This is a genomic window from Leptospira jelokensis (assembly GCF_004769635.1).
Classification (GTDB): domain Bacteria; phylum Spirochaetota; class Leptospiria; order Leptospirales; family Leptospiraceae; genus Leptospira_A; species Leptospira_A jelokensis.
The window spans coordinates 126,636-141,560 of record NZ_RQGH01000033.1 but is presented as its reverse complement, the minus strand read 5'-3'; the positions used below and the strand labels follow the sequence as shown (position 1 = coordinate 141,560).

Genomic DNA, 14,925 nt, shown 5'->3' with positions numbered 1-14,925 from the left:
CTTAGGCTTTAGGTGCCACTCCAAACACTTCCTTGACCCAATGGATGAGAGGTCGCGAACTAATGATGGAAAAATGGTTATGTTTTTTAAGCTCTAAAGTGCGAAGGGCTTGGTTTGTTTTTTTGTCGAACACTTTGTCCGTGAGGTAGGTGAGGCTTTTTTTCTCAACGATCCCATCTCCCAAAAAGTTTTGTAAGGGATTTTCAGGTCCTTCCATCAGAGCATAGGCTTGGTAGACATCCAAATCATCCAATTCACCGAAATAGGTTTCAGCAAAATATCCAGAGATGGTTTCCTTCCAACCTTTTTCTTCTTTTCGGATAAGTCCAAAAGATAAATCTTTGATGGCATCACTTCGTAAGTTCCCAATCATACCAATGATCTTCATGGCAACATTGGGACTTTTTTCAAATAGAAACCCCAACCAAAAACCGATTTTCTCCAAATACGAACCTTTGTTTGGTGCTGCTATCAGTGTGATCCGACCAAGCCGATGGATCCAAGGTTTGTTTTCCAACTTCGCATAATAGATACACGAACGAAAGATAAGGCAACCCAAACTATAACAAATGATATCCGGTTTCACCTCTTTATCTTCTTCAAAAAAAACATCTAAAAGGTGCATAAGTTTTTTCCCATTCTCATGGATAGGAAGACCATGGTTGTAACGAAGATAAAATGAAAAGTATCCGCATGCTTCCAGTTCTGTGGCAAGGCCTGGAGAAGTGATTTGTCTATTTTTGTATTCAACCGTTTGTTCTTGCCATACGGATTCGTCTGTAAATAGACCTGGTAAAAATAATACCGATTTGGTTTTACGAGACTTATGGAACTCGGTGATGGTTTCTTTGGCTGTGATGTCCTTTCCAAAGGTGCGAAAGCTCATATCAATTTTGGTAAGTTTGAATTTTTGATTATGAGAACTTCCTAATATACTGGATACCATTCTGTTATCAAACACCATATCATCACTTTTTTTAGCCGTGAGTTCTACCTTAAAGAGGGCTTTGTCAAAGGCTTGGTTTGTGAGTTCGATGGTTTTTTGTAATTCTTCATTGGAACGGAGCCCCGTGTCCCTCACTTGGACACCTAGTTTTTGGAGGGAATCCCTCCATTCTGGTTTGTAAAAAAACGCATTGGACAATAGATCCAAACCATCTCCTGTTTTTGTCAAACTGCCATGGACTAAAAATTGAACTCCTTTTAAGAGGGAATCCGTTGTTTTTTGGGTGAGGGAAACTGTTTTCCCTGCAAGGGAATTGATAAGGATTTGGATCACGGTGGATCAGTTTACTGAGTTTTAAAAAGAAAGCGAGAAGAAAATAAAGAGAAGGATAGGCTTTTTGGAAATAACCTAAAGCGTCAGGTAATGGTATGAGAATTTGAAAAGAATTGTATGCTATTTAGTCCTTTTTAAATAGGAATCATCTCGTTCGGTGATGATTTGTTTGCAATTTTGGTCAATCGAGTTGAATTCCTGGGATTCTTTACGAGGGCATATAAGGTTAATATTCTACACAGACTAGGTGGTTGAGGCTTGCACATGAAACCCCACTTGCGCCATTTCGAAATGCTGTATAGTTAGTTGCGTTAGAATTCCCAACCCTTCCTCCGTCACTTGCAGGCGCAGTTGCTGCGGAGCTTGTCCAGTTAGAGCAATTATAAGTTGCCGCTGCAGATGCAACTCTCCATTGAGCAGTTGGAGAAGTTGATAAAGCAGTCCAGTATGTTTTAAGAGTGCCAGAATCAAATGCATGGGACATTGTATATGGACTTGTGGTAAATTCAGTACCACTTGCAGGCAATATTCCCGCAGAGTTTGGTGTAAACAAAAAGGCAGAATCGGAGGAACGAATATAGTTTCTTCCAAATTGGAAAACCCAATCGATATTTTCTGCGGCATTAGTACAATTTGCAGTTCCGTCACATGCCCTTCTTGCACCACCACTCGTTGTTAGCATTGCTTTGAAGTTACCAGTTGATGGTTTATTTGCATCCGCGTTACATTTTGCATCTGCACCGGCAGGTCCATTTGCCGCCGCACCTTGCAAGTTCCCATTGTATGTGGAGGCAGTTACGAATACTTTATAAACTGTGGTATCGATACGTATAGAAATTGTTTCTGTATCAGTATTTGTTCCATCGGTTGCTGTTACGGTATAACTGGAACTTGATTGTGAATCTGTAGGTGTTCCAGAGATCACACAAGTTGTTGGATGCAAACTAAGTCCGCTTGGTAATGAAGGATTCACGGAACAGGAGTTATATGGAAATGTTCCATAAGGTGTTAAAGATGCAATCGCTTCATCTTCTCTGAACAAAAAAGAACTGCCTGTATAAAACATAACTCGGTGTCTTATCGAAATTGAGCCAGATACACTATTAAAGTTTGTGTCAAGACTAGATGATGAAATATTTAAGTTTGAAGTAGTCGGTGTTGTTGCAAGAGAAGCCAGTGTTATTGTTTGAGGAGTATTATAATTCGCGGGTGTAAACGTTAGGTGTGCTGTAAGGGGTGTTGTGACATTTCCATCAATAGAGAGTTTACTTGTATCAAAGGCTAAATTGATGGTAACATTTGATGTAGGCACAACTCCAAGTGCGATTCCAAATGTTTGTGAGGTTCCATAAGTTAATACCACACTTGCACTGGTCACATTAATCTTGGAAGAAGGGCCAATTGTAAACGAATTGGCCGAAGTCGTTGTTGTCAGCCCATTGATCAGCGTAAATAAAAACGCATCATTGGATTTTACCGGGTTACAAGAAAGGAAACTGAGTGTGAACACAAGAGTGAATAACCGGTTCCAACGCATCTTTCCCTCCCTGATCCTTACAACAAATTAGGGAAACCCCTTTCTCAAAGATCGGCGAAAAGTGGAGGACTTACAAGTGAAATTCTTCGGAAAGGTATCGAGAACTTTTTGTCTTCAGTACTTCCCCTAGAAGATTACGTCCCTTTTCTGTGTCTTTGAGGCTAACCATAGTCCTTAATGAAAACACACGGAGTGCATCGGAAACAGATAGGGTTCCATCTGCTGAATCTTTGCGTCCAGAAAACGGAAACACGTCCGGCCCACGTTGGCACTGTGCATTCCAATTCACACGAGCCACTTGGTTCACAAGGGTATCAATCAGTTTCCCAATGACCTTCGGATCTTCTCCGAAGACACTTGCTTGTTGTCCCATATTGGAATTGATGATGTATTCCAATGGTTCTTCAATAGAAGAGAAGGGCACGATGGGAACTAGAGGTCCAAACTGTTCTTCATGATACAGACGTGCGTTAGGCGAGACAGGAGAGAGGATGGCAGGAGTCATAAACGATTCTGTAATCTCACCACCATGAGCGTTCAAAACTTTTGCACCATGTTTCGTTGCATCATCTAAAAGTTCCTTTAGCCATTTTGTTTTCCCTTCTTCTGGGAGTGGAGTTAAGTTGGCACCTAGATCCCAAGGCATTCCTGCTTTCCACTTCGAAAATTCTTCTAAATACAATTTTAGGAATTCGTCCAAAATGTCTTTATGGACAAACAGAATTTTAAGAGCAGTGCACCTCTGGCCATTATAAGACAAGGAGCCAGAAACAATTTCTGGTACCATTGTTTTTAGGTCAGTATCTGGTAAGATGATGGCAGGGTTTTTTGCATTCAATCCCAAAACAGACCTTAGGCGGTTGAGTTTGGGATGTTTTTTTGTAATGAGATTTGCAGTTTGGCTGGAACCAATAAAGGCAAATACATCAATTTTCCCAGATTCCATAATGGGTGAGATCACTTTTGCCCCATCACCATAAACGGTATTGATGACTCCTGGTGGAAAGGCTTTTTGGAAACATTCAAGGAGAGGTTCTAAGAGTAAAACACCATATTTAGCTGGTTTGAACACAACAGTATTCCCCATTAGAATGGCTGGGATCAGAGTGCAAAATGTTTCGTTTAACGGATAGTTAAATGGTCCCATACAAAGCACAACTCCATACGGAGAACGTTTGATTTGTGCGATAATTCCACTTTCGGAAATGTACTTTAAAGAATTGGATTCGAGTTCGAGCAGTGATTCAACCGTATCTTCTAAGTATTCAATTGTACGATCAAATTCTTTTGTGGCATCTTTTTCTGTTTTGCCTATCTCCCACATTAACAGTAAAATGATTTGGTTTCTTTTTTCCTTCATCAATTTGATGAAGTGGTTCACGGCTGATATCCTTTCTGTGGGTGTGGAAGAGGGCCAAACGCCTGTTCCGTGGTTGTAAGCAGTCACCGCTGCCTCTAAGGCTTTCAGGCTTTGTGTTTCATCAAAACTAGGGTAGGATCCAAGGACCACCTGCTCCAAGTTTCCATTCCGATTGAGGAAGATGGGAGATTTGACAGTTTGTGTTTCCCCATTCCATTCCAAAATTTCGCCACCGAGGAGGTATTTTTTTTGGTGGATCGGAGTGATACGGTACTCGGGGGGAATGGAATCTTCAGTAGGAAAAACAAAGCTCATGATCCATGAATCGAACCTGCACTAGACTAAAAAAGCAACATTTTACAGAAACGATCGACCGATAGATAAATTATGGAGCCATGGATGGCAGAGAATCAGGAAGAATGGGAAGCTTTGACCTTACGACTCTTTCGTCGTGTGGAAGAGCTAGAATCACTGATGTTAGAAGTCCGTAGTGATTTGGTAAGATATCGCGCTGTCAGGGAAGAATGGTACCATTGGCATAGTGCCTGGAAGGAGGAATACGCCAAACGAGCCACCGGATGAACTGGAAAAATCGTTTTCCGTAGGACCTCTCTTGGAAAATTAGTCCTATCCCATTCGAAAAAGGAATTCCCATGGTCCAAAAAGCAATGTCCCCCTTTGGTGAGTTAGCTCCCAATACTCCTGCCTCTCTCTCTGATATCAAAAAGAACATTTACGGACGATACCTCGAAGAATTCAATGTTGGTGACATTTATGTTCACCCTCGCCAATTCACAGTCGACAGAAGTTTTGCCCAAGAATTTGCCACTGTGTTTATGGATGCCAATCCTTTGTATCTCTCTAGCGAATATGCAAAGGCACATGGTTTTTCAGACTTACTTGTCCACCCACTGATGGTTTTCAACTTAGCACTTTCCATTGGTGTTCAAAATAACAGTGAAAAGGCGCTCGCAAACCTTGGGTATTACAACGCACAATTTTTGATGCCAGTGTACCCAGGTGACACATTGTCTTCCCGCACAAAAATTTTGGCAGTTGATGATAAGGGACCAGACAAACCAGGAATCGTAAGTGTGCGAACACTTTGCCTCAACCAAAAAAACGAAGTGGTCTTACAATACGAACGTAAAATCATGATTTACCAATCCAATGGAAAACCAAAAGGAAATCCAAAACCTGGTGATTCTTCTGCATTTTTCCCTGAGTCAAAAACACCAGAACTCAAACTTCCGAATTTAAAATTCCCAACAGAAATGAAAGATGTCACTTGGGGACACACCTATTTTGAAAACTTCAAACCAGGTCAAATTTACGTTCACCAAAATGGAAGGACCATTACGGATGAACACTACCAATGGACCTACCGAGTTGGTAACACCCACCCACTCCATTATGACAAATTGTATTCAGCAGGAATTTCTGGCCCGATGGGTGGAGAACCAGTTGTGTATGGTGGACTCGTATTTGGTTGGTTAGCTGGTATGGCTTCTCGTGATATTTCCGAAAACGCAATTTGGGAACTAGGTTTCACGGAAGGATACCACACCCAACCGGCATTCTCAGGTGATACGGTAACTTGTATTTCTCGAATCCTCACAACAGAAGACAAAGGAACAGAATACGGAATCCCAGCTGGCGAAGTACAAATCCAATTCATTGGACTCAAGAACATCAAAGCCAATGATGCCTTGGACAAATTCGGTGCAGATCTTTTCCTCAAAGAAAATGACAAAAAGAAATTGGGAAAAGACAAAATCCCAGAAAAAATCTTCGAAATTGAAAGAAGATTGATCATCAAAAAGCAACCATAAGGTGAAACTTTGAAAGTTACCATCCCCAAACGAATTCCTCCGATGGAAGACATCGGGGATGGTGTCTTTAAAATTGTATTACCCCAACCATTCTACGCACCAAATAACATCTATTTGTATGAAGGGAATGATGGATTAACACTTATCGATTCAGGTTATATCGAATCGATCCCAATGTTACAAGCCTCCCTAAAAACAAAGGGATTTTCTTTAAATGACATTCGTCATATCATTTATACACATAACCACTTAGACCATATCTCTTCGGCACTTGTACTGAAGTCGTATGCCAAAAATGTAACATACTATGGTTACCGGGCAATGGCAGATGGGGTGGGGAATTATTTAGAGTCGATGTTACTCTTTGAAGAGGCAACAGAAGATTTGTTTCACAAAGCCTTTGGTGACAAAGAGGAACTGGATCGTATCCTTACGGAATCCAGGAAAGGATGGCGCCAATTTTTTAGTAAATTTGGGGAAACAAAAAAAGGGGATCCTGTATTACGAATTGATGTAGCCATAGATCATAACGACAGTTTGGAGTTAGGTGGAAGACTTTTTCGTTTTTTGTATACACCTGGTCATAATTTGTACCACATCACACCTGTTGACCCTGCAACGGGTGTTTACTTTTCGGGAGACCTCATCATTGCCAACCTCACGGCCATATATTCTGAAATGGATGGAAATTTAGGGGATTATTATTTCACACTCTCCAAGTTATTAGAAGAACCCATCAAACGAATGTTACCTGCACATGGGAGTGAAATTGAAGATCCAAAAAAAACCATCACTCTTGTGAAAAAAACATTGAGTATCCTCGAGAAGGGAGTGCTTCGTCGGCTCCGCGAAGGGGAATCCGATTTAAAAGTGTTAATGGAAGCAGCCATAGGGAAAAAAGTCCATAATGGAGGCCACCTTCCAACGGCTCTTGGGCTTGTGTATAGTATCATCCAAAAACTAGTGTTAGAAGGCCAAATCCGTATCGAAAAAAGAGAAAACGGATATGAAGTATTTCATATCGTTGTGTAAGCTTAAAGTTTCTTAAAAAAAATTGAATTTGATTCTTTCGAATCCAAAATTAGAGAGACCAAGTCAATTGGTTTCCATTCGTTTCCAAACTTCAATCTGTTTCCCTTGCCAAATTTTTTGATAGGGTTGTGGTTTTGAAGTGCTAAACAAATCTAAAATTCTTTTTTTCGGCCAAAGTTTCTCATCTGTGAACTGTGGTGCAATTACCACATAACAAATATTTGTTTCTCTGCAAATTTCATTTTGTTTCTCTATCTTTTCGAGAGGATATACTTTTGTTTTGTCAGTGATCAAAAAGGACAAATTGTATTGGGAGAATACAATTGGATTTTGTTTCAAGGACTGTGAATGGATTGGATGCGAATCTGAAATGAGAATTTCATTGGCCCGTGGTAGATCTTCTACCACTTCCGATTGAATCGTTTGGTCAAACCACTGATTTTTTGATTTTATTCCGAGTGGGAAGTGTTGGTCCAATGCATTTTTCCAAAACAAACATGATAAAATGAGGCAAACGATCGGAAGTGAAATTTCTTTTTTTGACCTGAGCCAAAGAATCCCTGAATACAATAAAAAAGGCACAAGCGAATAACTGTAATACGAATACACTTCATGGTGCCAAGGCCTCGATGAAAAAAAATGTGTGAGGTACACCAATCCAATTCCAAAAAACTCTGGCAGCATCTGCAGAATGCCAAGGCCTCCACTCACAAGAAGTTCTATAAAAATTTGTAAGGATTGGGTAACACTTGTGACTTGTTTGAAAAAAGGGTGGTAGTCTTGTCTTAGGATTTTTGACCAAACAAAGGCAGAATTTGAGCCATTGGAGTATGGATACAAAAAAAATACATAAACTAAGTAAACGATTGAGGTGCACACTACCACAATCAGCAGGCCATAAGATGGATGTTTCTGGAAGGGACTTAGATCCTTCCAAGATCTGAATTGTTTCACAACCAATAGATGGTAAGTCTCATAAAGAGATCTTGGTAACAAAAAGAGAAGTAAGTAAATTCCAACATCTTCCTTTTGCGAAAGGAAAAAAAGTAGGCTTAGAAGAAGGAACGAAAGTGTGAAAATATAAGTTTGCGATTTTTGTTTCGTTTCGCGAATGACTAACGATCTGCATTTTTCCCAAAAGAAAAAAAAGAAAAACCCACTTACCACGACGAGGATTTCAAAATGGTAACTGGATCCTATCCGGTATAAATACAATTGGTTGGTAAAGACAACCCACAATACCAAAAACTTAAAAGAAAGATTCGAATCGTTTCTTTCGTGGGAACGGTAAGCCCAATAAATCCAGAGCATCGTTGCAAGCTGGTAGAAAAAAAATACTGCCACGGCAAGTCCGTACCGATTGGGGACAAGGCCAACAAATGGAGAAAGGAAAATCATCCCAGGTGCAAAGTGGTGGCTAAGATAACTTCCGTTAATGGATTCACTATAATAATGGCTTTCGAATCCTTTCCCTTCCCAAACTGAAATTAGAATATCGGAAATTCCAATATAGTCGGCGTCATGGAATAAAAAAGATCCGACAAAATAATCTGTTAGTTGGTAAGCGTGGACAGTACTTGCCAAAAGAAAACAGAAACAACTGATCCCAACTAAGTATGGGAGAATTTTTTTTTGGTTTTGAATCGAAAAAGGAATTAAATTGGAATATCGATTTTGATGAGAAGATGGTGTTTCATTTTTCTTTTTACAAAATTGATACATGCAAAGAGCGAAGAAAAAAAGAGATACCCCCTTTTGCAAGGGGGCATGAAAGTTTTTAGGAGAAACAAAAAGAAAGGAGGTGACGAGACTCGAAAGAAAAAATAAATAAACCACTTATCGAATGAAATACAATACCTTTCTTTCACCGATTCGTTCTCTGTTGATTTCCACTCGGTTGCGGTAATAGTATCCTTTTTCTGGAAATGTTTTAGAGAAAAATTCAAATAAGTCCATTTCAAATACTAACATACATTCTGCGACATCAGCAGCACCAATTTTCATGGCCACATTGGTATCAACCATGATATGTCTTGAATTGATATAGTCTGGTTGGATTTCATTTGCGATGAGTTCAAAATTGGTTTTGGTGATGGTTCCACCAACCGATGTTTTTTTCCCTCTGCTTTTGGCTTCGGAAATGATTTTTTTGGCAACTCTTGTGACTTCTTTGTCATCCGGTTTTTTGTCCATGGACGCACTGAGATCTGACCTAGCAGCTGTTACTTGTTGCAACTCTTGGAAGGATGGAGAATCAAAAATATCCATTAAGTTCCGATAACCTGTGATCGTTTCCATATTGATCGACTTATTGTAGGATTCAAATTCTGAGGGTGTGAGAAGGTTTTTCATCGTCTGGATGAAATTTTTTAATGCATACTCAGACTCCACCATAGGGGCAGAGATCCCAGACACAGCAATCCTTTGGCAAATACGGATATCATTTCTGGCTTCAGGCCCACCTATTTTGACGTAAAGTGGTAAAATCCCTGAAGTGATGGTTTTTAGGAGAGCAATTTCTTCTTCGCCCATGTCTTCTGTTTCAGTTCCCGTTTTCACGCAGACAAAGGAATAGTTCTCCTTCATCTCAAGTAGGGTATTTCGTAGTCCACGGATTGATGTTTCCATAAGCAGAAGATCTCCAAGTATGGTATCGTCGATTCCCGAAAATAGTACAAGTCTTTTGCGCTTTTTTTCCCCCTTTCTTGACAGAATTTTCGAATTCCTTAGTTTCGAACTATGGGATTATTTTCCTCCATTTTCAAATCCACTCCAAAATCAGAATCCAAAGAACCAGAAAAAGAAGGCGCGGCAGCCTCAGGTATCTCTTTCGGGATCATTGTCGTTATCGTATTTGCCTTCAAATCATCCATATTAGATGCAAATAATATCCCTTCAGGTTCCATGATCCCAACCTTAAAAATTGGGGACTTTTTATTTGTGAATAAAATGCGTTATTCCTTTCGGATGCCTTTCACTGAAAAAGAACTCTTTCGGATTGATGATCCAAAACGTGGTGATATCGTTACCTTTATCCCACCTGCTTCTGCACTAGGCCAAGAAGAATCACGGTCTGGAATTTTTGCGAAACGATTTGTCAAACGTGTGGTGGGCCTACCTGGTGATACCATTCGCATCACAAGAAAATTCATCGATACAAAAGACCGAGGCCGCGTACACTTTGCACTTGTTGAATACAAAGAAAAAGGCAGTGAAGAATTTAAATCATATGAACCAAAGGAAGTTCCAATTGGCAAAGAACTATCTGATTTAGATAATTTGGAAGCAACACAAAGGGCTTTGTTCAAAGAAGTAAAACCTGGATTTGAACATTACATTTTGGAAGGATTTGAAGACGATCGTCGTGCTCATATATTTGAGTATTGTGATTTTTTACATGGTTGCGAAATCCCCGAAGGCCAATACATGGTAATGGGAGATAACCGCGATGATTCTCACGACTCAAGAGCTTGGGGTTTTGTGAAACGGGAAGACATTCTTGGGAAAGCCCTCATCATTTATTTTTCGATTGATTGGAAGGACGCAACTTGTGAGTACAAGGATGGCCAAGAATTAGCAGAGAAAGGCCCCGAAGTCGCTGAACGATTCGATGGGGATGCTCTTGAAAGAAGGTGTCATTACTCAGAAGTTTTTACATCGCATAATTCTCGTTATTATAGTGATGAGTCGCGATTCGGTTGGATTGAAAGGACACTGCGATATCGTATTTGGCGGTTGAGTGTACGATTTGATCGGATTGGTCGCATCTTGCAGTGACAGATACTCCCGAAAAACCCTCTCCAAAAAAGGGAGAAAAATCACCAATGGCAATGGCCGGTGCTGGATTTGAATTTGTATCATCCATCATCCTTTTTGTCCTTGGTGGTTACTATTTGGATGAATACTTGCAATCGGAACCTCTATGGTTACTCATTGGATTTTTTTTGGGTTTTAGTTTCGCATTTTACTCTCTTATCAAACGGGCCAAAGAGAACGAATGAAGGGAATCATCCAAATAAATTCTTGACAAATCACTTCCTTACAAAATAAAAGAAACTGACCATGCAGAAACAAGAAGCATCAATCAAGATTGGAAACTCAACCAACCTCGAATTTGGTATGCCTTCTTATGCCCTCATGTCTGTCGTCCTCGTCGTCGTTTCTCCGTACATACGTAGCTTTCTGTCATAATCCTCACTCGTTTCCTCGGTCGACAGAAAGCACCAGTCGACGGGGAAACCAATAGAGGAGACAGGTTATGCCGAACGAAATCACTGTAAGTCAATGTATCATACAATTTTTAGAATTTAAAGGAATTCAAAGTATCGCAGGTGTCCCTGGAGGAACCATACTCCCACTGTACGAATGTTTGGCGGCTTCAAACATCAAACATGTCCTTGCAAGACACGAACAAGGTGCTGGATTTATAGCCCAAGGCATGGCAAGGAGTAGCGGAAACGTTGGTGTTGTTTTTGTTTCCTCAGGACCAGGCGTTGCCAACTTGATCACAGCCATTGCTGATGCGGATAGAGATTCTATACCATTACTTATTTTTTCAGGCCAAGTTCCTCTTTCACTAAAAGGCACAGATGCCTTCCAGGAATTGGATACGGAATCAATTGTGAAAACACTCGTAAAAAAAGTTTATTCCATTGAAGACCCAAATCGTATCCCAATGGTATTAAACGAAGCCTATGATCTTGCATTGGAAGGAAAAAAAGGTCCAGTTTGGATTGATTTGCCAAAGGACATCCAAACAAAACTGATATCCGTTCCAGACTTATTTTGTGCGCATCAAGAATCCATAGGTTCTATCAATCCAATCATCCAATGGTATCCAGATGGAGATCATAATCAGACCCAAACTCTCGAAAATTTTTGTTTTGAATTTACTCATCTAGTAAAAAATTCAAAGTTCCCTTTGTTATACGTTGGTGGTGGTGCCCGAAAAGAATGCAAACAGTTACGTGAATTTGTGAAACGAACCCAAATTCCGGCTGTGACTACACTTATGGGTTTGGGGATCTTTGAAAAAGATGATCCAATGAATTTGGGAATGATGGGAATGCATGGAACGATTGCGGCCAATGAAGCACTTGGTCTCTGTGATTTACTTATTGCAATTGGAGTTCGTTTTGATGATCGTGCGATAGGGAACAAGGATACATTTTGTCCCAATGCAAATATCATTCACATTGATATTACGGCAAATGAAATCGGTAAAATCAAACAACCCGATTTAAGTTTACAGATCGATATATCAGTTTTGCTTCCATATTTATTGGAAGACAAGTTGATCGATGAAATCAGAAAAGCTGGATGCAAAAATGAGGAATCTTTTTCCCAGATGGAAAAATGGAAACAAATCCCCGAGATCCATCCAGCAAAGGATTTGATTCTATCGCTTGCTACAACTATATCAAATCACGATCACTTTATCCTTACGGATGTAGGACAACACCAAATGTGGGTGGCTCAGTATTATCCATTTTCGAAACCATCACAATGGATCACATCAGGTGGGCAAGGCACTATGGGATTTGGATTGCCGGCCTCCATTGGTGTTTCCTTAGCAAATCCGAATGTACCAGTGTATTGTTTTACTGGTGATGGTTCCATTATGATGAATTTACAAGAGTTGGCCACGTTAAGAGAACAGAATTTAAATGTAAAAATTATATTATTGAATAATAGGCATTTAGGTTTGGTGAAACAACAACAAGATTTGTTTTATGGGAATGTATATTCAGGATCAGAATTCCATTTCCATCCCAACTTTTCAATGTTAAGTGAATCATTTGGAATCTCTTATTTATTATGGGAGAAAGACCAAAATAATGAAATGTTAGAATCCCTGTTCAATTCAGAAGGGCCAGCCATTGTAGAAATCAAAATTCCTTCCGATTGGGGAGTGTATCCTTTTGTCCCTGGTGGGAAATCAAACCAAGAATACATTTTGGATTTGGTAAACACGTAATTTGGTGCTCCCATAGATTCAAGTTTGCTCTATGGGAGTTCCATTGCAGATTAAATGGCTTTGTTCCCGCGTTCTCCACTTCGGATTCGGATCACTTCTTCCAGTGGCATTACGAAGATTTTTCCATCACCAATTTTACCTTCTGGTCCAGTTTTTGCCGCTTTCAAAATGGCATCAACTGTTGGTTTCACAAACTCATCGTTGACTGCTATTTCCAAACGTACTTTTCTCAGTAAGTTGACTTGGTATTCGTGACCACGGAATACCTCCGTTTTTCCTTTTTGTTGGCCATAACCTTGGACATCGCTCACTGTTAGGCGATAGATTTCATTTTTAGTTAATTCGTTTTTAACTTCTTCCAGTTTGTGTGGTTGGATGATTGCTATTACTAATTTCATATTTTTTACCTTATATCATATCCTTTTTCACCATGAATCTCTTGGTCGAGTCCAGTGATTTCTTTATCTTCTTCAATTCTAAATCCAATTGTTTTTTCTATGACTAATGCAAGTATGTAGGACACAACAAAAGAATAAAAACCTGTCGCAACTACACTTATGATTTGTGCCATCATTTGGCTTTCAAATGTCATTCCTTCTGCTAATTCTAATGCAAAGATTCCGGTTAAAATGGCTCCAAATGCTCCGCCTGCTCCGTGGATTCCAAAAGCATCTAAGGTATCGTCGTATTTTAGTTTCCCTTTTAGAAGTATCGCCAAATAACAGATAGGTGAAACTAGTAAACCCATGATGAGAGCACCTTTTACATCAACAAAACCTGATGCTGGCGTGATAACAACAAGTCCAGCTACTATACCAGAAGCGGCGCCGAGTGCAGTTGCCTTTTTTGTATGATACCATTCAATGAGTAACCAACTCGCACCTGCAGCAGCTGGGGCAATGAGTGTTACCAAAAATGCTCTTGCGGCAAGTCCATTGACGGCAAGTCCAGAACCCGCATTAAAACCGAACCATCCAAACCATAATAATCCTGAACCAAGTAACGTATAAGTCATGTTATTCGGATGGGTGAGAAGCCCAGGGTCACCTTTTCGTTTCCCTATGACAATCGCTGCTGACAAACCAGCAATCCCTGAGATTAGATGAACAACTGTTCCACCAGCAAAATCTAAGGCATTCATTTTGAGTAACCAACCGGAATCTGCCCACACCCAATGTGCTACTGGGTCATAAACTAAGGTTGACCAAAGCAAAATGAAGACAACATATGCAGAGAGTTTGATACGCTCTGCAATGGCCCCTGAAATCAAAGCTGGTGTGATCAGAGCAAACATACCTTGGAATAAAAAATGAACGTAGGTAGGAATTGATCCTTTTGTTGAGTTAACATCAATTCCATTTAAGAAAGCTAAATCAAAATTCCCAATATAAGGATTGTCTCCTGAAAATGCGAAACTGTAACCGAAAATCGTCCATTGTAAAGTCATGACGATGATGGCGACAAAACTATGCATCATTGTCGATAATACGTTTTTAGATCGAACAATCCCTCCATAAAATAAAGAAAGGCCAGGGATCATAAAAAAGACCAACGCTGATGAAACTAACATCCAAGTTGTATCAGATTTATCGATCGGATTTGTTGTCGCTGTTTCCCCTTCTGCCAGAAGCAAAGTTGGCAAAAACAAGAAAAAACAGAGGAATACAGGTCTTAAGACCATGTGTAAGTTCATAAATGACTCCAGAGGATTTAGATTCAATTTCCGAAATAAAATTCGTATTATTAAGGACGGGAGGAGTATGAAAGCGAGTAAAAATCGTAATAAGGTGAACTTTTTTTTAGAAAAATTTGGGATTTGAGATAGGGATTTGTCAGTGGAAGCAAGGTATGTTAAACGGTTCGCAATGGGAGGCGGGTTGTAGTTCCCCACCCAAACCAGGGCGGGGA

Annotated in this window: 13 protein-coding genes; 6 read left to right on the top strand and 7 right to left on the bottom strand. The window is 40.0% G+C overall.

Going from position 1 to position 14,925, the window contains the following annotated elements:
- Position 1 precedes the first annotated feature (1 nt).
- The 3 genes from EHQ62_RS16130 to EHQ62_RS16120 all read right to left on the bottom strand — a co-directional run bounded on the left by EHQ62_RS16130 (position 2) and on the right by EHQ62_RS16120 (position 4,491).
- On the bottom strand, positions 2-1,279 hold the full coding sequence (locus tag EHQ62_RS16130) for an esterase/lipase family protein (RefSeq protein ID WP_135644718.1): 1,278 nt from the start codon (positions 1,277-1,279) through the stop codon (positions 2-4).
- Between the two features lie 226 nt (positions 1,280-1,505).
- Entirely contained in the window at positions 1,506-2,816 is a 1,311-nt protein-coding gene (locus EHQ62_RS16125) for a DUF1554 domain-containing protein (RefSeq protein ID WP_135644716.1), read from the bottom strand.
- 70 nt (positions 2,817-2,886) lie between these two features.
- Complete coding sequence (locus EHQ62_RS16120; RefSeq protein ID WP_135644714.1) at positions 2,887-4,491, bottom strand: NADP-dependent glyceraldehyde-3-phosphate dehydrogenase; 1,605 nt, start codon at positions 4,489-4,491, stop codon at positions 2,887-2,889.
- An 84-nt stretch (positions 4,492-4,575) separates the two neighbouring features.
- Here EHQ62_RS16120 and EHQ62_RS16115 point away from each other — a divergent pair, with 84 nt between their 5' ends.
- The 3 genes from EHQ62_RS16115 (at position 4,576) to EHQ62_RS16105 (ending at position 7,040) form a co-directional block, all read left to right on the top strand.
- Positions 4,576-4,758: a hypothetical protein gene (locus tag EHQ62_RS16115; RefSeq protein ID WP_015677483.1), complete on the top strand. Its 183-nt coding sequence runs from the start codon at positions 4,576-4,578 to the stop codon at positions 4,756-4,758.
- Positions 4,759-4,829: 71 nt separating this feature from the next.
- Positions 4,830-6,008, top strand: a complete 1,179-nt coding sequence (locus EHQ62_RS16110; RefSeq protein ID WP_135644712.1) for a MaoC family dehydratase — start codon at positions 4,830-4,832, stop codon at positions 6,006-6,008.
- A gap of 9 nt (positions 6,009-6,017) precedes the next feature.
- A complete protein-coding gene (locus EHQ62_RS16105; RefSeq protein WP_135644710.1) occupies positions 6,018-7,040 on the top strand; it encodes an MBL fold metallo-hydrolase in 1,023 nt (340 codons plus the stop codon).
- A 63-nt stretch (positions 7,041-7,103) separates the two neighbouring features.
- Here EHQ62_RS16105 and EHQ62_RS16100 read toward each other — a convergent pair whose 3' ends face one another.
- Together EHQ62_RS16100 and EHQ62_RS16095 are read right to left on the bottom strand one after the other, a co-directional pair.
- Entirely contained in the window at positions 7,104-8,624 is a 1,521-nt protein-coding gene (locus tag EHQ62_RS16100; protein WP_341866984.1) for a DUF2079 domain-containing protein, read from the bottom strand.
- Positions 8,625-8,876: 252 nt separating this feature from the next.
- The gene (locus tag EHQ62_RS16095) at positions 8,877-9,668 is read right to left on the bottom strand and encodes an aldolase (protein ID WP_135644707.1); all 792 of its coding nucleotides are present in this window, start codon (positions 9,666-9,668) and stop codon (positions 8,877-8,879) included.
- 111 nt (positions 9,669-9,779) lie between these two features.
- Here EHQ62_RS16095 and lepB point away from each other — a divergent pair, with 111 nt between their 5' ends.
- The 3 genes from lepB to ilvB all read left to right on the top strand — a co-directional run bounded on the left by lepB (position 9,780) and on the right by ilvB (position 13,017).
- Entirely contained in the window at positions 9,780-10,817 is a 1,038-nt protein-coding gene (gene lepB / locus EHQ62_RS16090) for a signal peptidase I (RefSeq protein WP_135644705.1), read from the top strand.
- Positions 10,814-11,041: an AtpZ/AtpI family protein gene (locus tag EHQ62_RS16085; RefSeq protein ID WP_135644703.1), complete on the top strand. Its 228-nt coding sequence runs from the start codon at positions 10,814-10,816 to the stop codon at positions 11,039-11,041. Before lepB ends, EHQ62_RS16085 begins: the two co-directional genes overlap by 4 nt.
- Positions 11,042-11,298: 257 nt before the next feature.
- Complete coding sequence (gene ilvB, locus EHQ62_RS16080) at positions 11,299-13,017, top strand: biosynthetic-type acetolactate synthase large subunit (RefSeq protein ID WP_135644700.1); 1,719 nt, start codon at positions 11,299-11,301, stop codon at positions 13,015-13,017.
- 50 nt (positions 13,018-13,067) lie between these two features.
- On the opposite strand, the gene EHQ62_RS16075 is transcribed toward ilvB, so the two are convergent.
- Positions 13,068-13,415: a P-II family nitrogen regulator gene (locus EHQ62_RS16075; protein WP_002975072.1), complete on the bottom strand. Its 348-nt coding sequence runs from the start codon at positions 13,413-13,415 to the stop codon at positions 13,068-13,070.
- A 5-nt stretch (positions 13,416-13,420) separates the two neighbouring features.
- Complete coding sequence (locus tag EHQ62_RS16070; RefSeq protein WP_135644698.1) at positions 13,421-14,710, bottom strand: ammonium transporter; 1,290 nt, start codon at positions 14,708-14,710, stop codon at positions 13,421-13,423.
- Between the last annotated feature and the right edge of the window lie 215 nt (positions 14,711-14,925).

Coding starts and splice junctions, on each gene's coding strand:
- EHQ62_RS16125 (WP_135644716.1), bottom strand. CDS start 2,816: ATGCGTTGGAACCGGTTATTCACTCTTGTGTTCACACTCAGTTTCCTT.
- EHQ62_RS16120 (WP_135644714.1), bottom strand. CDS start 4,491: ATGAGCTTTGTTTTTCCTACTGAAGATTCCATTCCCCCCGAGTACCGT.
- EHQ62_RS16115 (WP_015677483.1), top strand. CDS start 4,576: ATGGCAGAGAATCAGGAAGAATGGGAAGCTTTGACCTTACGACTCTTT.
- EHQ62_RS16110 (WP_135644712.1), top strand. CDS start 4,830: ATGGTCCAAAAAGCAATGTCCCCCTTTGGTGAGTTAGCTCCCAATACT.
- EHQ62_RS16095 (WP_135644707.1), bottom strand. CDS start 9,668: ATGGAAACATCAATCCGTGGACTACGAAATACCCTACTTGAGATGAAG.
- lepB (WP_135644705.1), top strand. CDS start 9,780: ATGGGATTATTTTCCTCCATTTTCAAATCCACTCCAAAATCAGAATCC.
- ilvB (WP_135644700.1), top strand. CDS start 11,299: ATGCCGAACGAAATCACTGTAAGTCAATGTATCATACAATTTTTAGAA.
- EHQ62_RS16075 (WP_002975072.1), bottom strand. CDS start 13,415: ATGAAATTAGTAATAGCAATCATCCAACCACACAAACTGGAAGAAGTT.
- EHQ62_RS16070 (WP_135644698.1), bottom strand. CDS start 14,710: ATGAACTTACACATGGTCTTAAGACCTGTATTCCTCTGTTTTTTCTTG.